General features: G+C 71.6%; 23 protein-coding genes. 13 read left to right on the top strand and 10 right to left on the bottom strand.

Translation table 11 applies throughout. From position 1 onward, the window contains the following. Positions 1-48 precede the first annotated feature (48 nt). A complete protein-coding gene (locus tag IF54_RS0112825; RefSeq protein ID WP_030317751.1) occupies positions 49-1365 on the top strand; it encodes an acyl-CoA dehydrogenase family protein in 1317 nt (438 codons plus the stop codon). Continuing rightward, complete coding sequence (locus tag IF54_RS0112820; RefSeq protein WP_030317749.1) at positions 1362-1853, top strand: nitroreductase/quinone reductase family protein; 492 nt, start codon at positions 1362-1364, stop codon at positions 1851-1853. Before IF54_RS0112825 ends, IF54_RS0112820 begins: the two co-directional genes overlap by 4 nt. Before the next feature lie 59 nt (positions 1854-1912). On the opposite strand, the gene IF54_RS0112815 is transcribed toward IF54_RS0112820, so the two are convergent. Continuing rightward, positions 1913-2548, bottom strand: a complete 636-nt coding sequence (locus tag IF54_RS0112815) for a TetR family transcriptional regulator (RefSeq protein WP_020137688.1) — start codon at positions 2546-2548, stop codon at positions 1913-1915. Between the two features lie 135 nt (positions 2549-2683). On the opposite strand from IF54_RS0112815, the gene IF54_RS0112810 reads away from it, so the two are divergent. The 3 genes from IF54_RS0112810 (at position 2684) to IF54_RS0112800 (ending at position 6513) form a co-directional block, all read left to right on the top strand. Continuing rightward, entirely contained in the window at positions 2684-3427 is a 744-nt protein-coding gene (locus IF54_RS0112810; protein WP_078851953.1) for a VOC family protein, read from the top strand. 170 nt (positions 3428-3597) lie between these two features. Continuing rightward, entirely contained in the window at positions 3598-5949 is a 2352-nt protein-coding gene (locus IF54_RS0112805) for a PQQ-binding-like beta-propeller repeat protein (protein WP_030317747.1), read from the top strand. Positions 5950-6018: 69 nt separating this feature from the next. Further along, a complete protein-coding gene (locus IF54_RS0112800) occupies positions 6019-6513 on the top strand; it encodes a hypothetical protein (protein ID WP_030317746.1) in 495 nt (164 codons plus the stop codon). Positions 6514-6516: 3 nt separating this feature from the next. Here the strand turns inward: IF54_RS0112800 and IF54_RS0112795 are convergent, their stop codons facing one another. Genes IF54_RS0112795 through IF54_RS0112780 form a run of 4 tightly spaced genes read right to left on the bottom strand, consistent with a single transcriptional unit; the run spans position 6517 to position 9852 of the window. Then, entirely contained in the window at positions 6517-7485 is a 969-nt protein-coding gene (locus tag IF54_RS0112795) for an alpha/beta fold hydrolase (protein WP_030317745.1), read from the bottom strand. Positions 7486-7521: 36 nt separating this feature from the next. Beyond that, on the bottom strand, positions 7522-8295 hold the full coding sequence (locus IF54_RS0112790) for an enoyl-CoA hydratase/isomerase family protein (RefSeq protein ID WP_234438970.1): 774 nt from the start codon (positions 8293-8295) through the stop codon (positions 7522-7524). Next, the gene (locus tag IF54_RS0112785) at positions 8292-8699 is read right to left on the bottom strand and encodes a Zn-ribbon domain-containing OB-fold protein (protein WP_030317743.1); all 408 of its coding nucleotides are present in this window, start codon (positions 8697-8699) and stop codon (positions 8292-8294) included. Before IF54_RS0112785 ends, IF54_RS0112790 begins: the two co-directional genes overlap by 4 nt. 1 nt (position 8700) lies before the next feature. Continuing rightward, the gene (locus IF54_RS0112780) at positions 8701-9852 is read right to left on the bottom strand and encodes a lipid-transfer protein (protein ID WP_030317742.1); all 1152 of its coding nucleotides are present in this window, start codon (positions 9850-9852) and stop codon (positions 8701-8703) included. A 112-nt stretch (positions 9853-9964) separates the two neighbouring features. On the opposite strand from IF54_RS0112780, the gene IF54_RS0112775 reads away from it, so the two are divergent. Beyond that, positions 9965-11515, top strand: coding sequence for a FadD3 family acyl-CoA ligase (locus IF54_RS0112775; protein WP_030317740.1), 1551 nt, complete (start codon positions 9965-9967; stop codon positions 11513-11515). Between the two features lie 34 nt (positions 11516-11549). Here IF54_RS0112775 and IF54_RS0112770 read toward each other — a convergent pair whose 3' ends face one another. The 3 genes from IF54_RS0112770 to IF54_RS0112760 all read right to left on the bottom strand — a co-directional run bounded on the left by IF54_RS0112770 (position 11550) and on the right by IF54_RS0112760 (position 15765). After that, complete coding sequence (locus tag IF54_RS0112770; RefSeq protein WP_030317737.1) at positions 11550-12131, bottom strand: Uma2 family endonuclease; 582 nt, start codon at positions 12129-12131, stop codon at positions 11550-11552. A gap of 195 nt (positions 12132-12326) precedes the next feature. Continuing rightward, complete coding sequence (locus tag IF54_RS0112765; protein WP_030317736.1) at positions 12327-12515, bottom strand: hypothetical protein; 189 nt, start codon at positions 12513-12515, stop codon at positions 12327-12329. 208 nt (positions 12516-12723) lie between these two features. Continuing rightward, complete coding sequence (locus tag IF54_RS0112760) at positions 12724-15765, bottom strand: AfsR/SARP family transcriptional regulator (RefSeq protein WP_030317734.1); 3042 nt, start codon at positions 15763-15765, stop codon at positions 12724-12726. A 210-nt stretch (positions 15766-15975) separates the two neighbouring features. On the opposite strand from IF54_RS0112760, the gene IF54_RS0112755 reads away from it, so the two are divergent. The 3 genes from IF54_RS0112755 (at position 15976) to IF54_RS0112745 (ending at position 18882) form a co-directional block, all read left to right on the top strand. Next, positions 15976-17205: an amidohydrolase family protein gene (locus tag IF54_RS0112755; protein WP_030317732.1), complete on the top strand. Its 1230-nt coding sequence runs from the start codon at positions 15976-15978 to the stop codon at positions 17203-17205. Further along, positions 17202-18122, top strand: a complete 921-nt coding sequence (locus IF54_RS0112750) for an LLM class F420-dependent oxidoreductase (RefSeq protein WP_030317730.1) — start codon at positions 17202-17204, stop codon at positions 18120-18122. Before IF54_RS0112755 ends, IF54_RS0112750 begins: the two co-directional genes overlap by 4 nt. Before the next feature lie 67 nt (positions 18123-18189). Further along, a complete protein-coding gene (locus IF54_RS0112745; RefSeq protein ID WP_078851952.1) occupies positions 18190-18882 on the top strand; it encodes a response regulator transcription factor in 693 nt (230 codons plus the stop codon). 6 nt (positions 18883-18888) lie between these two features. Here IF54_RS0112745 and IF54_RS0112740 read toward each other — a convergent pair whose 3' ends face one another. After that, positions 18889-19713 carry a hypothetical protein gene (locus IF54_RS0112740; RefSeq protein WP_030317725.1) on the bottom strand — a complete coding sequence of 275 codons (825 nt, stop codon included), beginning with the start codon at positions 19711-19713 and terminating at the stop codon, positions 18889-18891. A gap of 56 nt (positions 19714-19769) precedes the next feature. Then, positions 19770-20468, bottom strand: a complete 699-nt coding sequence (locus tag IF54_RS0112735; protein ID WP_199821209.1) for a hypothetical protein — start codon at positions 20466-20468, stop codon at positions 19770-19772. A 213-nt stretch (positions 20469-20681) separates the two neighbouring features. Here IF54_RS0112735 and IF54_RS0112730 point away from each other — a divergent pair, with 213 nt between their 5' ends. The 4 genes from IF54_RS0112730 (at position 20682) to IF54_RS0112715 (ending at position 25980) form a co-directional block, all read left to right on the top strand. Next, complete coding sequence (locus IF54_RS0112730) at positions 20682-21452, top strand: SDR family NAD(P)-dependent oxidoreductase (protein ID WP_030317721.1); 771 nt, start codon at positions 20682-20684, stop codon at positions 21450-21452. A 100-nt stretch (positions 21453-21552) separates the two neighbouring features. Further along, positions 21553-22671, top strand: a complete 1119-nt coding sequence (locus tag IF54_RS0112725) for an LLM class flavin-dependent oxidoreductase (RefSeq protein ID WP_078851951.1) — start codon at positions 21553-21555, stop codon at positions 22669-22671. A 121-nt stretch (positions 22672-22792) separates the two neighbouring features. After that, complete coding sequence (locus tag IF54_RS0112720; RefSeq protein ID WP_030317718.1) at positions 22793-24523, top strand: N-acyl-D-amino-acid deacylase family protein; 1731 nt, start codon at positions 22793-22795, stop codon at positions 24521-24523. Continuing rightward, positions 24520-25980, top strand: a complete 1461-nt coding sequence (locus IF54_RS0112715) for an aldehyde dehydrogenase family protein (RefSeq protein ID WP_030317716.1) — start codon at positions 24520-24522, stop codon at positions 25978-25980. The genes IF54_RS0112720 and IF54_RS0112715 overlap by 4 nt, the downstream gene beginning before the upstream one ends. Positions 25981-25998 lie beyond the last annotated feature (18 nt).

The raw sequence follows: 25998 nt of genomic DNA, 5'->3' as shown, positions 1-25998 counted from the left end.
CGCTCCTAATATGACGGACCGTCAGATCCGGAGGGAAGAGGAAGAGCCATGGACGCTCGCTTCACCGCCGAACAGGACGAGATCCGGGGCGCGTTGCGGGACCTGCTGCGCAGGCGCTGCGGGCCGCGGGAGCTGCGTGGGGCGGTCGACACCCCGGCCGGCCACGACCCGGACCTGTGGGCGGCCCTCGCCGGCCGGCTGGGGCTGCCGGGACTGGCCCTGCCCGAGGAGTACGGCGGTGTGGGCTGTTCGGCGACCGAACTGGCGCTGGCCTGCGAGGAGACGGGCCGGGTGCTGGCGCCCTCGCCGCTGCTGGCGACGGCCGTCCTCGCCGCCCCGCTGCTGCTGGCCCTGGGCACGGAGGACCAGCGAGCGGACCTGCTCCCCCGCATCGCCTCCGGCGCCCTGACCGCCACCCTCGCCGCCCCACCGGCCACAGCCCTCGCCCTCACCTGCGGCAACGAGGGGGAGTGGGCGGGAGGGGGCCGCGCGGGGGGAGTGCAGGCACGGCTCGTACGTGGCGAGGGTCCCGACACGGGGGCTGCGCAGCGCCCGCCGAGAGCCTCCGCTCCCGCCGGCTCGCGAGACGCCCCGGCGGCCGCAGCCTCCACATCCTCCACGCCCCCCGCGGCCCCCCGAGCCGCCGCCCCGCGGTCCGCCTGGCGGCTCTACGGCCAGGTCGATCAGGTGCTCGACGGGCATACCGCCGGTCTTCTCGTCGTCGCCGCGCACGCCGGTGGGTTCGCCCGGTCCCGCACCCTGCTCTTCCTGGTTCCCGGTGACGCCCCCGGACTCGTCCGCACCCGGCAGACCGCCCTCGATGCCACCCGGCCCCGGGCGTGCATCCAACTACGGGATGTGGAGGCCGAGTTGCTGGGATGGGATGAGGAGGCCGACGTGCTCGGTGTGCTGGCCCGCGTCGGTGACGCCGTCGCCGCCGTGCTCGCCTGCGAGGCCGTCGGGGCCGCCGACCGGGCGCTGGAGCGGACCGTCGAGTACGTGGGGCAGCGGGAGCAGTTCGGGCGGGCGATCGGGTCCTTCCAGGCCGTGAAGCACCGGCTCGCCGATGTGTACGTGCAGCTCCAGGCGGCCCGCTCGGCCGCCTACTACGCCGCCTGGGCCGTCGGACAGGGCGAGCAGCGGGTCGGCGCTCTCGCCCTCGCCCAGGCCCTGGAGGCGCTGCGCACCGCAGCCGCCGAGGGTATCCAGCTGCATGGCGGCATCGGATTCACCTGGGAACACGAAGCCCATCTGTACTTCAAGCGGGCGACCGGAGACGATCTGCTCTTCGGACCCGCGCACCGGCTGCGGGCGCACGCCGCCGACGCGGCACGGCTCTTCGAACGAACAGAGGTGTCGGTGTGATCGGGGAACGGATCGTCCAGAAGGTGTCGTCCACGCGCGGCTTCGCCAAGGTGGCCCCCCATGTGATTCCCGCGCTGGACCGGGCCGTGCACCGGCTCACCCGGGGAAAGGTCCTGCTCAGCGCCCAGATGCTGCCCGGTGTGATCCTCACCTCGACGGGCGCGCGCAGCGGGCTGCCCCGGCGGACCCCGCTCGCCTGCATGCCCGAGGAGAAGGACCGCACCTGGATCCTCATCGGCTCCAACTTCGGCCGCGAGGGCCACCCCGCCTGGACCGCCAACCTCCTCGCCCACCCCGACGCCGAGGTCAGCTGGAAGGGCGCGGACATCCCGGTGCGGGCGACCCTGCTGACGGGGGAGGAGCGGGCGGCCGTGTGGAAGACCGCGCTGGCGTTCTGGCCGCCGTACGCCACCTATCAGGCGCGGGTGGAGCGGGAGATACGGCTCTTCCGGATCGTACGCACGACAGGCGGCCGTCCACCCGAGTGAACAGCCGCCTGCCTGACAGGACTTGAGACCGGTAAGAGGAGTCGAACTATTTCGTCGAGCTACTTCGTCGGCTTCTTCCCGGTGACGCCCAGGTGCACCAACAATGCCAGGTTCGGCTTGAGTTCAGCCTGCTTGACGCCCCATGTCTGGAAGCCCTTCTGGTGCGAGGCCACCGCCGCGAGCATCGCGACCAGGGAACCCGCCACCGCGGCCGGGTTGACGTCCTTGTCGACCTTGCCCTTGGACTGGAGCTCGGCGACCGCGTCCGAGAGGGAGTTGTTCACCGAGTTGAGGATCTTCATGCGGATCTTGTAGAACCGCTTGTCGCCCTCGGCGGCACCGAGGTCGACCACGCGCAGGATCGCGTCGTTCCTGCGCCAGAACTCGAGGAAGCCCTCCACGAGTTCCTGCGCGGTCTGCCATCCCGCCTTGCCGACCCATGACCGGCCTTCGAGCAGCTCGGTCAACTGGCCGCCCTCGGTCGCCATTTGCTCGGCGATCTCCAGGACGGCGCCTTCGACGTCCGGGAAGTACTGGTAGAAGGTCGCGGGCGAAGTGCCCGCCTTCCGGGCGACATCGATGACTTTGACGTCCCGGTAAGGGGAGGAGCTGAGCATCTCGCTGAGGCAGTCGAGCAGCTTCTGCCGGGTCGCCTGCCCACGCCGACCGGCCACACGGCCGTCGACGGTACGCACTTGTCCTGTCATGCCGTCAGCTTACCGAGGGGTGATCGGAGCGCGATTCGGCCGACTGCAAATGGGGTGCGGGGGGTCCGGGAGACGGGTGTGCCTGGTCCTGCGGGGTGCGTGCGTCGCCGTTACTTTGACGGTATGGCCGAAAACAGGGCATCCGCAGACGGAACGGGTTACGGGGAGGGCGTCCCCTGCTGGGTGGACGCGCAGCTGCCCGACGTGGCCGCCGGGCAGCGGTTCTACGGTGAGCTCTTCGGGTGGACCTTCGAGGAGGCGCCCGGCGGCTCGGTATGGGCCCTGCGCGACGGCGAACCGGTCGCCGGGCTCGCCCGCAAGACCGACGGCCGGATGCCCACCGTGTGGACGGTCTACTTCGCCACCCCGGACATCGAGGCCCTCGCCGACCGGATCTGGGCGGCCGGCGGACAGGTCGTCACCGCCCCCGTGCCGGTCGCGGAGCTGGGCATGTCCGCGCTGGTCACCGACCCGGAGGGGGCCGTGTTCGCGCTCTGGGAGCCCGGCAGTCACCAGGGTTTCGGGGTCCGGCACCGGCCCGGCACCTTCGCCTGGGCGGAGCTGTACGCCCGGGACACCGAGGCCGCCAACACCTTCTACGGCGGCCTCTTCCACGACGCCCTCTTCGGCCCGGACGCCCACCCCGACTTCGGCCGCGCCCCCGTCGCCGACGTGTTCCCCGCCGAGATGCCGCCCCATTTCCTCGTCCACTTCCAGGTGGAGGACTGCGAGGCGGTGCTCGGGACGGTCGGCCGGCTCGGGGGGCGGGTCCAGGCGCCGCCATTCGAGACGTCGTACGGGAAAGTGGCGGTCGTCACCGACAATCAAGGGGCGTCGTTCGCCGTTCTGGAGCGGACGGAGCGGTAGAAGATACCGGTTTGATATGAGACACCCCATTTGACCCCGGGTTCGCCACCAGGCCTCCGGCCAGGAAGAATCAGGGTTGCGTGCCGCCATGGCGGTGCGGTGGTGAGACGCTGCACAGGGTCGCGTACATATGTGGGTGGCGCGGCTTGTACGGGGAGGTGGCAGGCAGAGTGGTGGATCAGCTGACGCAGCACGATCCGCGCAGGATCGGGCCGTTCGAGGTGCTGGGGCGGCTGGGTGCCGGCGGCATGGGGCTGGTCTATCTCGCGCGCTCGGCTTCGGGCCGGCGGGTGGCGATCAAGACCGTCCGTACGGAGCTCGCCGAGGACCAGCTCTTCCGGGTCCGCTTCACCCGCGAGGTGGAGGCGGCCCGGGCGGTCTCCGGCTTCTACACGGCGGCCGTGGTCGACGCCGACCCGCGCGCGGCCGTGCCGTGGCTGGCCACCGCGTACGTCCCCGCCCCCTCCCTCGAGGAGATAGTGAACGAGTGCGGGCCGCTCCCGGCCCAGGCGGTGCGCTGGTTCGCGGCGGGCGTCGCCGAGGCCCTCCAGTCCATCCACGGCGCCGGACTGGTCCACCGCGACCTCAAGCCCTCCAACGTCCTCGTCGTGGAGGACGGCCCCCGGGTCATCGACTTCGGTATCGCGTCCGGCGTTTCGAACACCCGTTTGACGATGACGAACGTCGCCGTCGGCACCCCCGCCTACATGTCCCCCGAGCAGGCCAAGGACTCCCGCAGCGTCACCGGCGCCAGCGACGTGTTCTCACTCGGCTCCATGCTGGTCTTCGCCGCCACCGGCCACCCGCCCTTCCACGGCGCCAACCCGGTCGAGACGGTCTTCATGCTGCTCCGCGAGGGCCCCGACCTCGAAGGCCTCCCGGACGAGCTGCGCCCGCTCATCGAGTCCTGCATGCAGATGGAGGCCACCGCCCGCCCCAACCCGGCCGACCTCCAGGCCCAGCTGGCACCCCACCTCTTCGGCTCCGGCTCCGACGACAGCGGTACGGCGTCGGCGTGGCTGCCCGAGAAGGCCGTGGCCCTCATCGAGTCCCGGCGCGGCGGCCGCCCGGCGCCCACCCAGACCGGCGGTTCCCGCAGCGGGGGCGGCCGCCCCGCGGTCGTACCGCCGCCGCCCTCCTACGACCCGGTGCCGCCCGCGCCCGTGCCCGTCGGCGCCCCCGACACCGGGCCCGTGCGGCTGGCCGGCGCGCAGGTGCCCATCGGGCCGGGCCCGCGGGTCGCCGACGCCCGCGCCGCCGCCGTGAAGGCGCCCCCGCCGGAGTTCGGCCTGGTCGCCTCCTGGTCCCGGCCGCGCCCCGGCGTCAACGGCACGGACGCGGCCGTGGGCCCCGCCGTACCGTCCCCGCCGCCCGCGCCGCCGGAGTCCGCGGCCGGCTGGCGCCCCTGGCGCTTCCGCATGTCGAACGACGTGTGGGGAACCCCGGCGGTGGCCGGCGACCTCGTCTACGTCACCTCCTTCGAGGTGCACGCCCTCGATGTCGCCACCGGCCGCCGCCGCTTCAAGACCCGGGACGTGGCCTGGTCCATGGCGGTCGCGGACGGCCGTATCCACGCCTCCGACGGCCCCACCCTGTTCGCCCTCGACGCCCGGGAGGGCGCCGACCAGTGGCGGATCGGCACCGACGCCTGGGTGTACTCCCTCAAGGCCGAGCACGGCACCGTCGTCACCGGCACCCGCGGCGGTGGCGTCCAGGGCTGGGAGGCCTCCAACGGGCGCAAGCTCTGGGAGATCGGCGGCTGCCAGACCGACTTCGAGTCCCCGGAGGCCGGCCCCGCCCTCCACGAGGGCACGGTCTACGTCTGGCAGGAGGGCCGGCTGCGCGCCCTGGACGCCCGCGACGGCAAGGAGCGCTGGGCGTTCCCCATCGGCGACGCGGCCTCCTGCGGCGGGGTGCCGGTCCGGGTGACGCAGGCCCACGACGGATACGTGTACGTCTCGGCCGGGACCCGGGTCATGGCCCTCGAGGTAACCACCGGCCGGGTCCGCTGGCACTTCGAGGCCCCGGCGGCCTTCCTGTGCCCGCCCACCTTCGTGCCGGGCGCCGCGGTCACCGGCGGCGGGGTCTACCTCGCCGACTACCTCGGCACGGTGTACGCCCTCGACGCGGTCGACGGCCGGGACCGCTGGCGCATCGCGACCGAGGCCCGCGCCTCGGTCGAACCGGTGCTGGTGGCGGGCGGCCATGTGCACGTGGGCAGCGGCAAGGGCCTCTACACCCTCGACGCGGTCACCGGTACACCCAAGTGGCGGTTCCAGGCGGGCGGCGACATCGTGGGGGCGCCCGCGGTGGCCGAGGGCCGCATCCACTTCGGCTCGACCGACCACCTGCTCTACACCCTGAAGGCCGACGACGGCCGACTGCGCTGGAAGCTGGCGACCGGCGGCGAGATCACCGGCTCACCGGTTGTCAGGGACGGCGTGGTGTACGCGTGCAGCAAGGACCGCTGCGTGTACGCGCTGGACGCGGAGAAGGGGACGGGGACGGCCAGGGCGACCTGAGCGGGCCGGGTGACCTGGGCGGGACGCCGGTGGCCGCGTGCTGTCAGTGGCCCCCATTAGAGTGATCGCATGCATTCACGGGGGCGTGTTCTCAGGTTCGCAGCGGTCATGGCGGCGGTGGTGCTCGCGCTGACGGGGTTCTCCAGCGGGCGGCACCACAGCAGCGGGCGGCACAAGAGCAGTCACAGCGACAGTGACGGCGGGGGCGGGTGCAGCAGCTCCCGCCAGGACCACGACAGCTACAGCACCAGTGGCGGAAGCGGCGGCGGCGGTTCGTCGAGCCGGACCAGGGTGCTGAGGGACGGTTCCGCGCGCCTGGTGAAGTGTGCGACGAGGACCGACCCGTACGCGACGGCCGAGGTCACCAACCCCAACAGCCGTGCGAGCACCTTCAAGGTCTCCTTCTCCTTCGACGACAAGGACGGCCACCTGCTGTCGGTCGAGTACCCGGAAGTCACGGTGCCCGCGAAGGGCACGGAGACCGTCCGGGTGAAGGCGAGCGCCGCGCTCCTCACCCACCTCGACCACTGCCAGGTCGAACCCGAGGCCGACAGGGTCTCCTGACCGTCAGTCCCGGAGCCCCGTCAGGAACTCCACCAGCAGCTCGTTGACCTCGTCCGGCCGCTCCTGCTGGGTCCAGTGGCCGCAGCCCTTCAGCCGGACGGGGTCCCGGACCAGGTTCGGCATCAGCCGCGGGAGCTGCTCGATCAGTTCCGGCGTGCCCGGGAAGGCCGGGACCAGGTCCCGGTCGCCGTAGACGTACAGGGCCGGCGGGGTGACCCGGGCGCCGTGCCAAGGGGCCGTCAGTTCCCAGTTGCGGTCAAGGTTGCGGTACCAGTTCAGGGCGCCGGTGAAGCCCTGGGTGTAGCTCGCGGCGAGTTCGTCGAGGTCCTGCTCGGTGAGCCAGTCGGGGAGCGTCCCGGGGTCGGGCATGTCGGCGAGCCAGCCGCGGTCCAGGTCGGTCACCAGGGCCTGTTCGTAGCGGCCCGCGTCGGGGGCGTCGCCCGAGGCGCCGTACAGCAGCCTGCGCAGGGCCGCGCGCGGGTCCTTGCCGAACTCGGCGTCGGCCGGGCCGGGCTCGGCGAAGTAGTTCCAGTAGAAGTGCCCGTCGAACCGCTCCCGCATGACCTCCAGCGGCGGTCGGTCCCCGCGGAACGGCGGCGGCACGCTCAGTCCTGCGACCCCGCGCACCACGTCCGGCCGCAGCAGCGCGGTGTGCCAGGCCACCGGCGCGCCCCAGTCGTGCCCGACCACGAAGGCCCGCTCCTCGCCCAGTGCGTGGACCAGCCCGACGACATCGCCGACCAGGTGCAGGATGCTGTACGCCGACACGTCCTCGGGGTGGTCGCCGGCGCCGTATCCGCGCTGGTCGGGCGCGACCACCCGGAAGCCGGCCGCGGCCAGCGGGGCGAACTGGTGGCGCCAGGAGTGCCAGGACTCCGGGAAGCCGTGCAGCAGCACGACGAGCGGTCCCTCGCCCTCCTCGGCGATGTGCAGCCGTATGCCGTTCACGTCGACCGTGCGATGTTCAACCATGGGGCGAGCATACGCCTGTACAGTGCATCGACATTGCTAACGCAATCGGAATCCGGGCTGTCGGGAACGGAACAGTCCGGACTGCCGGTCCGGCGGCAGGTTCCCGAGCGCGATGAGGTGCGGGGCCTGCGCGAAGCCCCGCTGCACGGCGGCCTCCTTGGCCGCCCAGAGCGCGCGGACCGTGCCCTGCACCCCTTCCGGCGGATACCCGGCGATGACCTCGGCGGCGGCGGTCGCGGCTGCCAACGCCCCACCCGGCTCGGTGAGTTCGGTGACGAGCCCGATGGCGTGGGCGCGCGCCGCGGAGAGCCGTTCCGCCGTCCCCATGAGCGCCGTCCGCGCGGCCTCCCCGTGCGGCATGAGCTGCGCCATCAGCACCGACTCGTAGGCGGAGACCATGCCGTAGGTGGTGTGCGGGTCGAAGAAGGTCGCGGCCGGGTCGGCGACGAGGAAGTCGCACTCGCCGAGCAGATAGAAGGCGCCCCCGCAGGCCATCCCGTTGACGGCGGCGACGACCGGCTTCCACAGGTCGTTGGACTTCGGCCCGACGTTCAGCAGCGGATCGTCGGTCATATAGGGCGAGTTCGGCTGCGGCACCTCCGCGTCCCGGTCGAGCCCCGTACAGAAGGCCCGCTCCCCGGCCCCGGTCAGCACCACGGTCCGCACGGAGTCGTCGAACCGCAACTCCCTCCACGTGGAGATGAGTTCGTCCCGCAGGGGGAGGTCGATGGCGTTGAGCCGCTGCGGCCGGTCGAGGGTGACGACGGCGACGCCGGTGTCCTTGTCGGCGGTGACCCGCAGGCCGCTCACGCGAGCACCCACTGCGGGAGCCCGTCCGCGAAGACCACCTGCACGCGGGCGCCGATCCGGATGCGGTCCGGGTCAAGGGAGTTGAGCGGGGCGCCGGCGGCCCGGACCAGGTTGCCGATCAGCCGGATCCGGGGTGCCTCCTCCAGTTCGACCACGACGACGTTGTACGGCGCCTGCGCCGCGTAGTCGGGCAGCAGGGGTGGGTGCGGGACGACGTAGGACCAGACGCGGCCGCGGCCGGAGACGGGGCGCCACTCCTGCTCGAAGGACTGGCAGTGCGGGCAGCAGGGGCGGGGCGGGAAGCGGAGTTCGCCGCAGTCGGCGCAGGCCTGGACGCGGAGTTCACCCCGCTCGGCGTATTCCCAGAAGGGGGCGCCCGTGGGGTCCTTCACCGGTTCGAGCATGTCAGCTCCTGTTGGTCAGCAGCAGGGCGGAGGTGGGGACGCCCTCGCCGGCGGTGACGAGGCAGGTCGCGGCGTCCGGCACCTGGGCGGTGCTGGTCCCGCGCAGCTGCCGTACGCCCTCGTCGATGAGGTTGAAGCCGTGCACGTAGGCCTCCGACAGCCCGCCCCCGCCGGTGTTGATCGGCAGCCGCCCGCCGATCTCCAGGGCGCCGCCCTCCGTGAAGGCGCCGCCCTCGCCGCGGCCGCAGAAGCCGTACCCCTCCAGGGACAGCGGGACGAGAGAGGTGAACGCGTCGTAGATCTGGGCCACGTCGACGTCCTGCGGTGTGAAGTCGGCGTTCTTCCACAGGTGCCGGGCGGCCGTCCAGGCGGGTCCGGTGAGCGGGTCGTCGTTCCAGTAGTTGACCATGCCGTGGTGCTGGGCGGGCAGGCCCTGGGCGGCGGAGTGGACGTAGACCGGGGTCCGCGGGCAGTCCCGGGCACGCTCCCTGCTGACGACCACGCACGCCAACGCCCCGTCCGTCTCCAGGCAGTTGTCGAAGAGGCACAGGGGTTCGCTGATCCAGCGGGAGGTCATGTACATCTCGCGGGTCAGGGGACGGTCGTACATGATCGCGGCGGGGTTCTGGTTGGCGCGGTTGCGGCAGGCAAGGGCGACGTTGAAGAGGTGGTCGCGGGTCGCGCCGTACTCGTGCATGTAGCGGCGGGTGAGCATGGCTATCTCGTCGGCGGGCCGCAGCAGCCCGAAGGGTCTCGTCCACTGGGCCGGGGTGGGGAGTTGAACGGCGGTGTTGGTCCAGGGACGCGGCCCGGAGCCACGCTTGCGGGAGCGCCAGGCCACCCCGACCGTGGCCTGGCCGCTCGCGATGGCCGCCGCGAGATGGGCGACCGTCGCGCACGAACCGCCGCCGCCGTAACCGACCTTGCTGAAGAAGGTGAGGTCGCCGAAGCCGACGGCCTTGGCGAGCTCGACCTCGTCGGTCTCCTCCATGGTGTACGAGGCGAGGGCGTCGACCTCGCCCGGGGCGATCCCGGCGTCGTCGAGCGCGGCGAGAACGGCCCGGCAGGCCAGGGTCCTCTCGTCCTCGGCGAGATTCTTCGCGAACCGGGTCCGTCCGATGCCCACGATCGCCGTGGCGTCCTTGAGGGTCACGCTGCACGCACCTCCGCACCTCCGCACCTGTGAGGCCTGCTGACAGCCCGTCAGGCTACAGCTAATCTGACGGGTAGTCAGCTAATGCGTTTCCGCTTTCGGGGAGGCCGATGTGGAGTGGCGCAGCATCCCGGAACTGGTCCAGTGGGCGGCGCGGCGGTACGGCTCCGCGGAAGCGGTCGTGGAGGGCCGCAACCGCGTCACGTACGGCGAGTTGGGGGTCCGCGTGGAGCGCGCGGCGGCCGCGTGCCTCGCGAACGACGTGCGGCCCGGCGACCGGGTGGCCGTCTGGGCGCCCAACTCGCTCGACTGGATGGTCTCGGCGCTGGGCGCGGTGTCGGCGGGAGCGGTCCTGGTGCCCCTCAACACCCGCTTCAAGGGCACCGAGGCCGCGGACGTCCTGCGCCGCAGCGGAGCCCGCCTGCTGTTCGTCACCGGCACCTTCCTCGGCACCTCCTACGTGGCCTCCCTGCGCCGGGCGATCGCGGACGGCCCGGGGCTGCCGTCGCTGGACCAGGTGGTGGTGCTCTCGGACGACGCCCCCGCGGACTTCCGCACCTGGAAGGAGTTCCTGGCGAGCGGGGACGGGGTGGGGGAGGCGCAGGTGCGGGCGCGTGCCGCCGCCGTCGAGGGGTCCTGGCCCTCGGACATCGTCTTCACGTCCGGGACGACCGGCCGCTCCAAGGGCGCGGTGATCACCCACGAGCAGACGCTGCGGGCGTACGACGTCTGGTGCGAACTGGCCGGGCTGCGGCAGGGCGACCGCTACCTGATCGTCAACCCCTTCTTCCACACCTTCGGTTACAAGGCCGGGGTGATCGCGTGCCTGATGCGCGGGGCGACGATGATCCCGCAGCCTGTCTTCAATGTGGACACCGTGCTGGCGAACATCGCGGCGGAACGCGTCTCGGTCCTGCCCGGCCCGCCCACCCTCCACCAGTCCCTCCTGGACCACCCCGCACGCGACTCCCACGACCTCTCCGCCCTGCGCCTGGTGGTGACGGGCGCGGCGGTGGTCCCGCTCCGGCTGGTCGAGCAACTGCACGGCGAACTGGGCGTGGAGACGGTCCTGACCGCCTACGGCCTCTCGGAGGCCAGCGGCATCGTCACGATGTGCCGCCGCGGCGACCCGCTGCCGGTGATCGCGTCGACGTCGGGCCGGGCCATCCCCGGCACGGAGGTCCGCGTCGAGGCACCGCCCGGGCAGCCCGGCGAGATCCTGGTCCGGGGCTTCAACGTGATGCGCGGCTACTTCGAGGACGAGGCGGCCACCGCGGAGGCGGTCACGGAGGACGGCTGGCTGCGCACGGGGGACGTGGGCGTCCTGGACGCCTCGGGGAACCTCCGCATCACCGACCGCCTGAAGGACATGTTCATCGTCGGCGGCTTCAACGCGTACCCGGCGGAGATCGAGCAACTCCTCGGCCTGCACCCGGCGGTGGCCGACGTGGCGGTCATCGGCGTCCCGGACCCCCGCCTCGGCGAGGTCGGCAAGGCGTACGTCGTCCGCCGCCCGACCTCGACCCTGACCGCCGACGACCTGATCGCCTGGGCCCGCCGCGAGATGGCGAACTACAAGGTCCCGAGAACGGTGGAGTTCGTACCGCAACTCCCGAGGAACGCGAGCGGGAAGGTGGTGAAGGGGGAGCTGCGGGGGTTCTGAGCCCGATCGCTACTCTGACTGCTCCAGCTGCCTTTCAGCTGTTGCGGGGCGGTGTGAGCTTGTCGAGGTCCAGATTGATCCCGAAAGGCACCGGGCGCTGGAGGGTGCCCCGGAAGATTCCGGCCGGCGCGTACGTCCGTGTGGGTCCGTCGAGCTCGTAGACGTGGACCACGGGCGCGCCGTTCTCGTCCTCGATGCACCAGTAATGCGGGATGCCGGCCTCCGCGTACTTGCGGAGCTTCACCGTTCGGTCGCGATGCGCCGACTCGGGGGAGACGACCTCGACGACAAGCCGCACCTCTTCCGGAGTGAACCAGGTGCGGTCGGCGTCGTAGTCGGCCGTGGTCACCAGAAGGTCGGGCTCGGGGCGGTTGCGCGGGTCGAGCTTGATGGTCATCTCGCGGCCGACCCTGGCATCGGCCGGAACCTGCTCCATGAGGGCGACGGTCAGCATGGTGACGAGGTGGCCGTGCCACCACCTCTGGGGCGACATCATGAAGACGAGGGCTCCGTCGATGAGCTCGGTGTGGCGGGGTGCCTCGGGGAGGCGGTCCAGGTCCTCCGCGAACCAGCCTTCCGCGCGTGGCGGGCGCATCCAGTCGGGCAGTGCGGTCATGAGCCAACCCTAGCGATTGCGACCGTGGAGGGGAGGGCCATGTGCTCCCGGGTCGAAGGGCTCACCGGACCGGATGGCCCCCCGCGTGGCGCGGGACGGTCTGGCGCGAGACGCGCCGCCCCCGGACACGCCTCGGCCGCGGCGGCTCCCCCTCCGCGCCGCCGCGGCCGATCCCCGTGCGAGGAGAAGTCCTGGTCAGGCCTTCTCGTCCGTGGCGTGGTTGTCGAGCGGCTTGACCGTGCCGTCCGTCGTGCCGGCGGCCAGGGTGACGACCTTCTCGGCGCCCGTGGCGTGGTTGTCGAGCGGCTTGACCGTGTCCTCGGTCCCCGTGGCGTGGTTGTCGAGCGGCTTGACGGGGCCGTCCTTCTTCGCGGTTTCACTCATGGGTGGTGACTCTCCCGTTTCGATGATGGGCCACGCCGCCCGGCGACTCCCCCGAGGGTCGCCGGGCGGCCGTGTCAGGGTCGGTAACCCTAGCGATGGCGACCACCGCTGACCCGTCTGCCCCCCGACGCGACGGATCGACGGGGACGAGTCTGCCGGGCGGCGATAAACGAACGATGAACGTCGTTCCGCCCGATGCCCCCACGCCCTACACGGTGGCCGACGGCGCGAGCAGGAGCCGTACGTCCGCGGCCTCCGGCGAGCCCAGCTGCTCGAAGATGGTGAGCGCCTCCTGCCAGCAGGCCTGGGCCCGGCCGGGCTGGCCGAGGCTGCTGAGGGCGCGGCCGAGGACCGTCAGCACGTTGCCGCGCCGCCACTCCCCGCCGATGCCCCGCAGGACCGCGAGGGCCTGTTCGGTCAGGGCGGCGGTCTGCGCGGGCCGGTTGCCGGCGAGGTGCGCCTCGGCGAGCCGGAACAGCGTCATGCCCTCCCACAGCCGCTGCCGGCTGTCGCGGAAGACCTCCAGCGCCTCCGTGAGCCGGTCCACCGCGGCCTCCAGCCGCCGCTGCCCGGTGAGCGCGAGACCCAGCGCGTACCGGCCGTTCGCGCCCCGCAGCGTGTGCCCGAGCCGGTCGTAGATCACGATGCCCTGCTGGGCCAGCTCCACGGCGCTGGTGCTCTGCCCCATGGCCAGGTGGATGCGCGAGAGGTTGCACAGCGCGCTGGCCTCGCCCGCGAGGTTCCGGTCGAGCCGGAAGCTCTCGATGGCCTCCTTCAGGCAGGCCTCGCCCTCCGCGTGCCGCCCCTGGTAGAGGGCGATGATGCCGCGGTCGTTGGCGGCCCAGCAGCTCGGCGCCAGGTCGCCGGCCGCGCGGGCGAGCTCCATGGCCAGCCGGGCCTCGGCGTCGGCCTGCTCGAAGCGGCCGGCGACGAGGTGGACGTTGGTCAGCGTGGTGAGCGCCCGCGCGCGGGTGCGCGGGTCGTTCGCCGCGTCGGCCGCGTCCCGCAGGGCGACGGCGGCGGTCTCGTACTGCTTCGCGTTGGCCCCCGACTCGGCCAGGTCCTTGGCCACCCACAGCAAGTCCACCGCGCGCCGCAGCAACGCCCCCTGCGCGCACTGCTGCACGAAGGCGAGCAGCGCGTTGGCCTCGGCGTACAGCCAGTCCTGGGCGGTGTGGCGGTCCGCGAAGGTCAGCCCGGGGTAGTGGATCTCCTCCAGGTGCTCCACCAGCCGGTCGCCGGGCCGCTCGATGGCGTACACGGCCGCCGCGGTCGCGAGGTAGAAGTCCAGCAGCCGGGACAGGGCGGCCTCCCGCTCGCTGGGCGGCCACTCGTCGCGTTCGGCGCACGCGCGCGCGTAGAGCCGTACGAGGTCGTGGAACCGGTACCGGCCGGGCGCCGCCGACTCCAGCAGCGAGGTGTCGACCAGGGACTCCAGCAGGTCCTCGGTGTCCTCGACGGGCAGATCGAGTACGGCGGCCGCCGCGGCCAGCGAGATGTCCGGGCCGTCGGCGAGGCCGAGCAGGCGGAAGGCGCGCGCCTGGGCGGGCTCCAGCTGGCCGTAGCCGAGCTCGAAGGTGGCCTTGACGGCGAGGTCGCCTGCCTGGAGTTCGTCCAGGCGGCGGCGCTCGTCGGCGAGCTTCGCGGCGAGGACGGACACCGTCCAGGTGCGGCGGGAGGCGAGGCGGGAGGCCGCGATGCGGATGGCGAGCGGGAGGAAGCCGCAGGCGGCGACCACGTCGAGGGCGGCCTCGCGTTCGGCGGCGACCCGCTCCTCGCCGACGATCCTGGTGAACAGCTGGAGTGCCTCGTCGGGGGACATCACGTCCAGGTCGACCAGGTGCGCCCCGGCGAGGTCGACCATCCGCACACGGGAGGTCACCAGGGCGGCGCAGCCCTCGGTGCCGGGCAGCAGGGGCCGTATCTGGGCCGCGTCGCGCGCGTTGTCGAGCAGGACGAGGACCCGGCGGCCGTCGAGGACCGAGCGGTACAGGGCGGCCCGTTCCTCCAGGGAGTCGGGCATCGCGGAGTCGGCGGTGCCGAGGGCTCTGAGGAACGCGCCGAGGACCGTCTCGGGGTCGGCGGCGCGGGAGCCGGCACCCTGGAGGTCGACGTAGAGCTGTCCGTCGGGGAAGGCCGCACGGGCCTGGTGGGCCACGTGCACGGCCAGCGTGGTCTTGCCGACGCCACCGATGCCGGCCAGGGCGGACACCGCCATCACGCGGCCCTCGGCACCGGAGGCGAGGACCTCGCTCAGTTCGGTGACGAAGGCGGCGCGGCCCGTGAAGTCCGGGACGGTCGCCGGCAGTTGCGCGGGGCGGACGGGGGCCGCGGCCGGTTCGGGCTGCGGGGAGGAGGGCTCCGCGAGGCCGGGGTCGGCCTGGAGGATGCGCTGCTGGAGTTCGCGCAGGCCGGGGCGGGGGTCGACGCCGAGCTCGTCGGCGAGCAGGCGGCGGGTGTCGGCGTAGACCGCGAGGGCCTCCGCCTGACGGCCGCTGCGGTACAGGGCGAGCATGAGGAGTTCCCTGAACCGCTCGCGCAGGGGGTGCTCGGCGGTGAGGGCGGTCAGTTCGGAGACGGCCTCGGCGTGGCAGCCCTGCTCCAGGTCCATGTCGAGGCGGGATTCGAGGAGTTGCAGCCGCCACTCCTCCAGCCGTACGCGCTGTGCCTCGGCGTACGGGCCCGGTACGCCTGCCAGCACCTCGCCGTTCCACAGGGCCAGCGCCCGGCTCAGGACCTCCCGCGCGTGGCACAGGTCGCCGGTGTTCCTGGCCTTCTCGGCCTCGGTGGCGAGTTCCTGGGCGGCGGCCAGGTCCAGCGCGTCCTCGCCGAGCCCGCGGATCGCGTAACCGCCGGACTCGCTGACCAGGATGCCGGGGTCGAGGATCTTGCGGAGCCGCGAGGCGTACGTCCGCACGGCGGCCAGCGCCTGCGACGGCGACTCCTCGCCCCACAGCGCGTCGATCAACTCGGCGGCGGTGGCGGTACGGCCCTCCCGCAGCAACAGGGCGGCCAGCAGGGCGCGCTGCTGCGGCGACCCGGTGCTCAGCAACTCCCCACCCCGCCGGGCCCGCACGGGCCCGAGCACGGAGAACCGCAGCGGCGGAACGCCGGCGGTGGCATCGGCCTGGACGGCCGGCCTCGCGCTGCCCGCCTCCACCGCGACCCCCGCCGAAGACCCCGCGTCCTTCCCGCCCTCCGCCGAGGCGCCGGGACGCCGCTGCTCGGGCACCCTCGGTTCACCGTCCATCGCCGTCCCCCTAGGGCCTGTCTACAACCCCGTCAGTCTGCCTTGTGAACCGTGGTCGCGTCAGCTGTGGAGAGCGTGATCACAGGGGGCCGCGCGGTGATATCACAACCCCCTTACCTTCTCTCCGCTTCCGTTCACGAGGGGAACCGGAGTCGTCGGCCGCCGCACACAGAGCTGACGGACCGTCAGATCGGCGCTACCGTGGGCGCCATGGAGACCACGACGGCACTTCCGAAGATCATCTCCGTCGACGACCACACCGTGGAGCCCTCCGACGTCTGGCAGAACCGGCTCCCGAAGAAGTACCTGGACACCGGCCCCCGCACGGTCCGCGCCCCGCTGAAGGAGATGTCCTTCCTCGGCGGCCGCTTCAAGCCCGTCATGGGCGCCCCCGGTGACGACGGCCCCCTGGGCGACTGGTGGATCTACGAGGACCTGCGCCGACCGCTCACCCGCCTCGACACCGCGGTCGGCTACAGCAGGGACGAGATCAAGCTGGAGGTCATCACCTACGAGCAGATGCGCCCCGGCTCCTACGACGTCCCCGCCCGCCTCGCCGACATGGACGTCAACCACGTCCAGTCGGCCCTCTGCTTCCCCACCTTCCCCCGCTTCTGCGGCCAGACCTTCACCGAGGCCAAGGACCACGACCTCGGCCTGCTGTGCGTGCGGGCGTACAACGACTGGATGGTGGAGGAGTGGTGCGGCCCGCAGGCCGAGGGCCGCCTGATCCCCCTGACCCTGATCCCGCTGTGGGACGCCGAGCTGGCCGCCGCCGAGGTCCGCCGCAACGCCGCCCGGGGCGTACGGGCCGTCGCCTTCTCCGAGATACCCCCGCACCTGGGCCTGCCCTCCGTCCACACCGACGCCTGGGACCCCTTCCTCGCCGCCTGCGACGAGACCGGCACGGTCGTCGCGATGCACATCGGCTCCAGCAGCCGGATGCCCTCCACCTCCGCCGACGCCCCGCCGGCGGTCGGCTCCACCATCACCTTCGCCAACTGCTGCTTCTCGATGGTCGACTGGCTGATGAGCGGCAAGTTCGAACGCTTCCCGAACCTCAAGGTCATGTACGCCGAGGGCCAGATCGGCTGGATCCCCTACATCCTGGAGCGCGCCGACGTGGTGTGGGAGGAGAACCGCGCCTGGGGCGGCGTCGCCGACAAGGTCCACCGCCCGCCGTCCGAACTCTTCACGGACCACGTCTACGGCTGCTTCTTCGACGACGCGTTCGGCCTGAAGAACCTCGACGCGATCGGCGTCGGCAACGTCCTCTACGAGACCGACTACCCCCACTCCGACTCCACCTGGCCCAAGTCCCGCGAGGTCGGCGAGGCCCAGATGGGGCACCTGGACCCGGACGTGGTGGAACGGATCGTCCGCGGCAACGCCATCGAACTGCTCGGGCTCACCCCCGAGGGGCTGTGGAGCGGTGCATGAGATACGGCATCCAGCTCCCGATCCAGTCCCAGAGCACGATCTACGCCGAGCCCTGGGAAGCTGAAGCGACCCCCGCCGACCTCGCCGGGATCGCCCGCGCCGCGGACCGCGCCGGATTCGACTACATCGCCGCCTGCGACCACGTGGCGATCCCCCGCCGCCTCGCCCCCGCGATGAGCACGATCTGGTACGACCCGGTCGCCACCCTCGCCTTCCTGGCGGCCGTGACCGAACGGGCCCGGCTGCTCAGCCACGTGGCGGTGGTGGGGCTGCGGCATCCCCTGCTCACCGCCAAGCAGTACGCCACCCTCGACCACCTCAGCGGCGGACGGCTCGTCCTCGGGGTCGGCGCGGGCCACGTCCAGGAGGAGTTCGAGGCGCTCGGCGTCGACTTCGCCCACCGCGGAGCCGTCCTCGACGAGTCGATCGACGCCCTGCGCAGCGCCCTCGGGCCCGAGGAGTTCCCCGAACACCACGGCAAGCTCTACGACTTCGAGGGACTCGGCCAGCGCCCCCGCCCCGCCCAGCCCCATGTCCCGCTGTGGGTCGGGGGCTCCTCCCCGGCCGCCGTACGCCGGGCCGCCCTCAGGGGCGACGGCTGGCTGCCCCAGGGCGACCCCCGGGACAAGCTGCCCGCGCAGATCGAGCGGATACGGCGGCTGCGGCAGGAGGCGGGCCTGGAGGGACCGTTCACCGTCGGGGCCATCGCCGAGCCGCTCTACGTCGGCACCCCCACGTGGGACGTCGGCCGCCGCACGCTCAGCGGCGCCCCCGGTGAACTCGCGGAGTCGCTGCGGGCCTACCGCGCGATGGGCGTGGACCAGATCCAGGTCCGCTTCCGCAGCCGGAGCCCCGCCGAACTCCTCGACCAGATAGAGGAGTTCGGCACCGAGGTGGGTTCGTCATTGAAAGCTTGAACACCTCCCCGCCGGGCCGCGTATCCAGTGAGGTACGGATGTGACGGCTCCGGCGGAAGGACCGTAAGTGCGCACCTCCGGCAACTCCCCCCACAGCTCGCCCCACGCTTCCGGCCCCGCCTCCCCCCTGCACGGCTTCACCCGGCTGACCGTGGCCCTGGCCTGCGCCGACGGCGACTGGCCGCACGCGGGCTGGCCCGCCGAGGACGACCCCTACGTGGGCCGGGCCATCCAGCTGGAGCGGCCCTTCCTGGTCCCGGCGGGGGCCGACGTCGTCGTCCTGCGCTGCGACGAACCGCTCCACGCGCTCGCGGAGCTGGGCGGTGCGGGCGCCCCGGTGATCGTGGTCAGCCCGCACCGGGACACGGAGACCGTCGTCGAGGTCTTCCGGCGCGGCGCGGGCTACCTCGTCGAGGGCGACCACTGCACCTGCATGCTCTCCTCGGCCGTCGTCGGCGCGACCGTGGGACACACCTATCTCTCGCCCTCCGCCTGTGCCGCCGTGCGCGACGGCGTCCGGCGCGCCCCCGAGCAGGGCGATTCCGCCGAAGGCCTGCGGGCGCTGCTCTCGCCGCGTGAACGCGAGGTCATGGAGCTGCTGTCGACCGGCCTGGGCGCCCAGGAGATCGGGCTGCGGCTCAGCCTGAGCGAGAAGACCATCCGCAACAACCTCAGCAACATCTACGCCAAGCTGCACGCCCGCGGCAGCACGGACGCGGTCCTGCGATGGCTGGGAGCCGCGCCCGTGGTTCGCACCTGAGAACCGCTAAGGAGCGGTCACCTCCGAGAGCGGGATCTCCACGTCGGTGACGTTCGCGCCGCCCTGGCCGAATCCGGGCTCCGGCAGAACCGCCCTTGTCGTGTTCTGCGCGGAATCACCGGAGGCTTCGGAGAGTTTGGCCGCGTCGGTGGTGCCGCATTTCACATTGCGCAGCCAGAGCCGCCCGTCCGGAGTCCCGTTCTTGAGGATCTGCGGATAGAAGACGTGAATGTCGGCGGCACCCTCGCTCGGTGAGAAGAACACCGTCTGGCCGTCCTGCGGCTCCTTGTACGTGGCCTTGAGGAATCCGCTCACATCGGTGCGCTTGTGCGACCACATGAAGAAGCCCATGCTGTCCGGCTGTACGATGTCGGACCGGTCGAAGGCCAGGGTGGTCCTCTTGTCGTCCCGGGTGATGTTGATCTCCCCGGTCTGGAACTTGGCGCCGATCTCGAAGACCGAGTTTCCCAGCCTGATGCCGCTGTCGACGGTGAACCCCTCCTCCAGCTGGATGGTGCGCGTCACCGAGGCGCTCACGCTGAAGGTCTTGGTGGTGGTCGTGGCGTTTCCGCAGTTGTCCGAGACGGGGGAGACCCGCTCGTTCGGACCGAAGCTGTTCTGTTTGAACTGGACGTCGACGAACTCGCAGTTCTCCAGTTTGTCGGAGTCGGCGCGGCAGTCCGCCGAGACCTCCGACGGGGTGGCGGCACCGGCGGAGTTGATCAGCGTGACGCCCGCGGCCACGGCGACCACGGGGGCGCCGACCATGAGCGCGAGGCGCTTCCTGCGGCTGCTGCGACCGTGGCTTCTGGAGCGGCTGTTCCGGGACATGAGGGGTTTCTCCTGGTGAGCGGGTTGGGTGAGACGGGGTGGGGTGCGGGAAGGGGTCAGCAGTCCTCGAGGACGGGCTTCGCCGTGCCGTCCACCACTCCGGGAGCGCCGGCGGCGCCGGGCAGCATGCTGGGGCCCTCGACCACGTCGGGCAGGACGAAGTTCTGCTCGGGCCTCGGGTTGTTGGCGAAGTCACCGGGGAAGGCGTCGACGCGGACCCGCCACTCGCCGGTCATGCGCTGCAACTTCGGCGTGAACTGGATGTGCGCGACCTTGCCGACCGGCACCTCGACGGTTTCCTTGCTTCCGGCCCTCGCCGTGTTGGTGGTCATGTCGAGGGAACTCCGGTGCACCGACCAGGCGCCGCTCAGGGCACCGAAGAGACCGAACGAACCGCCCTGCACGGTGGTGATCTGCTTTCCCTTGCCCTGGGACACCTCGGACTCCCATGCAATGGAGACCTTGGCCGGATCGGTCGCGTTCGGCTCGCAGTTGGGGAAGTCGATCGACGCCTTCTCGGCAGGGCCGTCGAAGGTCTCGAACTTCGTCTCCACGAAATCGCAGTTGTCCGAACCGAAGCTCGGACCGGCGATGGGATGGCCCCCGAAGTCCTCGATGGACTGCTGTTTTCCCTGAAGGACCTTGGCCCTCTTGCACAGATCCATGATCTCGGCCGCCGATTTCTCCTCGGCCGCGTTCGCCGACGGCAGCAGAATGGCAGCCAGGGTGCCCCCCGTGACGAGAGCCGCACCCATCGCCACGTAGCGGACTTTCCTGTTCCTGAGTCTCCTGCGGGACACGCCGTTCTCCGTTCTTGAGGGTTGCTTTACCTTTCGCAGAAGGATTGTTGGCGAGCGGCACGGACCGTGCACAGAGGCAAATGTCCCTACTCGTGAGTTACTTGCTATCTGACGTTCCGTCAGATTCGGCGCTACGATGCGAACTCCACCGATGCGAAGGGGTTCGCCATGGGCAAGCTCGACGGACGCGTCGTCCTGGTCACCGGAGCGGCACGCGGACAGGGGGAGCAGGAGGCCCGGCTGTTCCGCGAGGAGGGTGCCGCGGTCGTCGTGGCGGATGTCCTCGACGACCAGGGCCGGGCCCTCGCCGACGAGATAGGCGCCCACTACGTCCACCTGGACGTGGGCCAGGAGGAAGACTGGCAGCAGGCGGTGCGGTCCGCCGTCGAGGAGTACGGGCGCGTCGACGGGCTGGTCAACAACGCCGGGATCCTGCGCTTCAACACCCTGCTGGACACCCCTCTCGCGGAGTTCATGCAGGTGGTGCAGGTCAACCAGGTCGGCTGCTTCCTGGGCATGAAGACCGTGGGGCCGGTCCTGTCCGACGGGGGCACGATCGTGAACACCGCCTCCTACACCGGGGTGACCGGCATGGCGGGCGTGGGTGCGTACGCCGCCTCCAAGCACGCCGTCCTCGGGCTCACCAGGGTCGCCGCCCTGGAGCTGGCGCCGCGCGGGATCAGGGTCAACGCCATGTGCCCCGGGGCCGTGGACACCGCGATGTCCAACCCGGCCGTCCTGGACCCGTCGGCGGACGGCGAGGAGGCCTCCCGGGGGCTCGACCGCTTCTACCGCAAGCTGGTGCCGCTGAGCCGCATCGGCCGTCCGCAGGAGGTGGCGGCGCTGGCGCTGTTCCTGACCTCGGCCGACTCCTCGTACATCACCGGGCAGCCGTTCGTGATCGACGGGGGCTGGCTGGCCGGGGTCTCCGTCATCTGACAGTCCATCAGCTCTTGACCCTGTGTGCGGCCGGTGCCACAGTCGCGGCAGATCTAAAATCTGACGGCCTGTCAGAAACAACTGGGGACGGTGAACCTCCTTGGAATTCGGGCTCTTTGTACAGGGATACGTGGGCAAGCGCGCCGAGACCGACCCGCTGGCCGAGCACAAGGCGCTGATGGAGGAGACCGAGTACGTCATCCAGGCGGACAAGTCCGGCTTCAAGTACGCCTGGGCCTCCGAGCACCACTTCCTGGAGGAGTACTCGCACCTCTCCGCCAACGACGTGTTCCTGGGCTATCTGGCGCACGCGACGGAACGCATCCACCTCGGCTCCGGCATCTTCAACCCGCTGGCCCAGGTCAACCACCCCGTGAAGGTCGCCGAGAAGGTCGCCATGCTCGACCATCTCTCCGAGAACCGCTTCGAGTTCGGCAGTGGCCGCGGGGCCGGATCGCACGAGATCCTCGGCTTCATCCCCGGGGTGACCGACATGAACTACACCAAGGAGATCTGGGAAGAGACCATCGCCGAGTTCCCCAAGATGTGGCTCCAGGACGAGTACGCCGGCTTCCAGGGCAAGCACTGGCAGCTGCCGCCGCGCAAGGTCCTGCCCAAGCCGTACGGGAAGTCGCACCCCGCGATGTGGTACGCCGCCGGCTCCCCGCCGTCGTACGCGATGGCCGCCCGCAAGGGGCTCGGGGTGCTGGGCTTCAGCGTGCAGAAGGTCTCCGACATGGAGTGGGTCCTCGAGCAGTACAAGACGGCCGTGGTGGACGCCGAGCCGATCGGGGACTTCGTCAACGACAACGTGATGGTGACGACGACGGCGATCTGCGCGCCGACGCATGACGAGGCGATCCGGATCGCCGTCAACGGCGGCCTGCACTACCTGCCCTCGCTGGTCTTCCGCTACCACGACACCTTCCCGCGGCCCGAGGGGTTCCCGGTGTGGCCGGAGACGCTGCCCGAGTACACCGCGGAGTTCGTCGAGGTCCTCATCGAGGAGGAGCTGCTGATCTGCGGGGACCCGGACGAGGTGGTCCGGCAGTGCAAGCGGTGGGAGCAGGCGGGGGCGGACCAGTTGAGCTTCGGGTTGCCGGTGGGAGTGCCGAAGGAGGAGACGCTTCAGACGATCCGGCTGATCGGGGAGCACGTGATTCCGAAGATCGACACGGATCCTGTGCATCGGACCACGCGGTTCCGGGAGGCTGCCTGAGGTCGTACGGCGGCTGCGGGCGTGTGTGGGGGCTTGTCGCGCCCACGCGGCGGAGCCGCATATCAAAACAGCCCCGCGCCCCTAGGTAGGTCGATCCCCTGTGCCCCAGGAGGTGAACCCCATGCTCGATCACGTCATCAAAGGTGCGGCCGTTGTCGATGGGACCGGCGCGCCTGCCTTCACTGCCGACGTCGGTATCCGTGACGGTCGGATCGCCGTCGTCGGGCACGTCACCGAGGCAGCCCGTTCCACCGAGGACGCCACCGGGCTCGTTCTCGCCCCCGGGTTCGTCGATCCGCACACGCACTACGACGCCCAGCTGTTCTGGGACCCGTACGCCACCCCCTCCCTCAACCACGGCGTGACCACCGTCGCCGCCGGGAACTGCGGGTTCACGCTCGCGCCGCTGAACCCGGCCCGGCCCGAGGACGCCGACTACACCCGCCGCATGATGTCCAAGGTGGAGGGGATGTCGCTGGTCGCGCTGGAGGAGGGGGCGCCCTGGAGCTGGAGCTCCTTCGGCGAGTACCTGGACGCGCTCGAAGGGCGGATCGCGGTCAACGCCGGTTTCATGGTGGGGCATTGCGCGCTGCGACGGTACGTGATGGGGCCGGACGCCGTCGGCGGGCAGCCCAGTGAGGAGCAACTGGCCCAGATCGTAAGGCTGTTGCACGAGGCCATGGACGCCGGTGCCTGGGGTTTCTCCACCACCCAGTCCTCCACCCACTCCGACGGGGACGGGAAACCGGTCGCCTCCCGGCACGCCCTGCCCGCCGAACTCCTCGCTCTCTCCCGGGCCGTGGGGGAGCACGAGGGGACGCAGATCGAGGCGATCGTGGCCGGATGCCTCGACCAGTTCAGCGACGCCGAGATCGAGCTGTTCGTGGAGATGAGCGCGGCGGCGGGGCGGCCGCTCAACTGGAACGTGCTGACCATCGACTCGGCCGTCCCGGAACGGGTGCCGCGGCAGCTGTTCGCCAGTGAGCGGGCGCGGAAGGCGGGCGGCCGGGTCGTCGCGCTGACCATGCCGATCCTCACCCCGATGAACATGTCCCTCGGCACCTTCTGCGCCCTGAACCTCATCCCCGGCTGGGGCCCGGTGCTCGCGCTGCCCGTCCCCGAACGGATCGAGCGGCTCCGCGACCCCGACGTACAGAAGGAACTGCTCCGGCACTCCCAGGCCAAGGAGGCCGGCGTCTTCCGGCGCCTGACCAACTTCGGGCGGTATGTCATCGGCGACACCTACAGCGAGGCGAACCGCGGGCTCAGCGGGCGGGTCGTGGAGGACATCGCGGCCGAGCGCGGCCTTGAGCCGTTCGCCGCGCTCGTCGAGATCTGCGCGGCCGACGACCTCCGTACGGTCCTGTGGCCCATGCCCACCGACAACGACCCGGCGTCCTGGGCGATGCGCGCCGAGGCCTGGCAGCACGAGGACGTGCTGCTCGGCGGGTCCGACGCGGGCGCCCATCTGGACCGGATGTGCGGGGCGCCGTACACGACCCGCTTCCTCGGGGACTGTCTGCGCGGCCGGAAACTGACCTCGCTGGAACAGGCCGTGAAGATGCTCACCGACGACCCGGCTCAGCTCTTCGGGCTGCGCGAGCGCGGGCGCATCGAGGAGGGCTTCCATGCCGACCTGGTGCTCTTCGACCCGGAGCAGATCGCCGCGGGCACGGCCACATTGGTGCACGACCTGCCGGGTGACAGCCCACGGCTCGACTCCAAGGCGATCGGGATACGGGCCGTGTGGGTCAACGGGGTCGAGGCGATCCGGGACGACGTGGTGAGCGGGGCCGTTCCGGGGCGGGTGCTGCGGTCCGGGCGGGACACGCGGACGGTGAGCACGAAGTGAGTGCGCGGCCCGAGGAACAGGGGCTGTTCGTCGGCGGGGAGTGGGTGGCACCCGACGGCGGGCACTACGCGGTGGTCGACCCCGCCACCGAGGAGACCGTCGGGTGGGCCCCGGAGGCCTCGCGGGATCAGGTGCACGCGGCCTGCGCCGCGGCCCGCGAGGCCTTCGGGCCATGGTCGCGCACGGCGCCGGGGGAGCGGGCGGCGATCCTCGCCCGGGCCGCCGACCTCATCCGCGCCCACCTCCTGCCGTACGCGGAACTCGCCCAGGCGGAGACCGGGGCGACCACGGGTACGGCCCGGGGCATGCAGGTCGGGGTCGCGGCCGCCCGGTTCCGGCGGTACGCGCAGGTCGAGCCGACCGAGTGGGCGATCCCGCCCCAGGTCAACGACGCCGGGCCGATGGGGAGGGCCGCCGTGATGGGCGCGCTGGCCGTGCGCCAGCCGGTCGGGGTCGTCACCTGCATCACCTCGTACAACAACCCGTGGGCCAACCCCGCCGGCAAGATCGCCCCCGCGCTGGCCATGGGCAACACGGTGGTGGTGAAGCCCGCCCCGCAGGACCCCCTGTCCGTCTACCGCATGGCCGAGGCGCTGGAGGCCGCCGGAGTGCCGCGCGGGGTGGTGAACGTGGTCGGCGGGCGCGCGGTGGAGGTCGGCGAGGCCGCCGTCGACTCACCGGACGTCGACATGGTCAGCTTCACCGGCTCCACGGCCGTCGGACAGCGCATCGCAGAGGCGTGCGGGCGGTCCATGAAACGGCAGTTGATGGAACTGGGCGGGAAGGGGGCGGCGCTCGTCTTCGAGGACGCCGATCTCGGGTCGGCGGTGGCGGGCATCGGGACCACCTTCTCCTTCTACAGCGGCCAGATCTGCACGGCGCCGACACGGGTGCTGGCGCAGCGGGGGATCTACGACCGACTCGTCGAGCAACTGGCCGCCTATGCCGACCGGTTGACGGTGGGAGACCCGCGGGAGGCGGGGACGGTGGTCGGGCCGGTGATCTCGGCGGCGCACCGGGAGCGGGTCGAGTCGTACGTCGAACTCGGCCGCAAGGAGGGCGCGTCGGTGGTCGTGGGCGGTGAACGGCCCGCGACGGACCGGGGTTTCTACGTCCCCCCGACCCTGCTCGCCGACTGCCACCCGGACCTGCGGGTGGTCCGGGAGGAGATCTTCGGCCCGGTCGTGACCGTCACGCCCTTCGACGACGAGGACGAGGGAGTCGCCCTCGCCAACGACAGCGACTACGGCCTCATCGACTACGTCTGGTCCTCCGACGTGGCCCGCGCCTTCCGCGTGGCCCGGCGACTGCGGGCCGGGGGAGTCGGGGTCAACACGGTCGGCCGCAACATGGAGGCGCCGTTCGGGGGCTTCCGGCGCAGCGGGATCGGCCGGGACTGCGGGTCGTACGCGCTGCACGCCTACAGCGAGGTGCAGTCGATCGTGTGGCCGGGGTGAGGCGGCTTTCCACGGCTC

Source organism: Streptomyces sp. NRRL B-3229 (genome assembly GCF_000719505.1).
Lineage (GTDB): Bacteria > Actinomycetota > Actinomycetes > Streptomycetales > Streptomycetaceae > Streptomyces > Streptomyces griseorubiginosus.
This window is presented reverse-complemented; position numbering and strand designations above follow the sequence as displayed.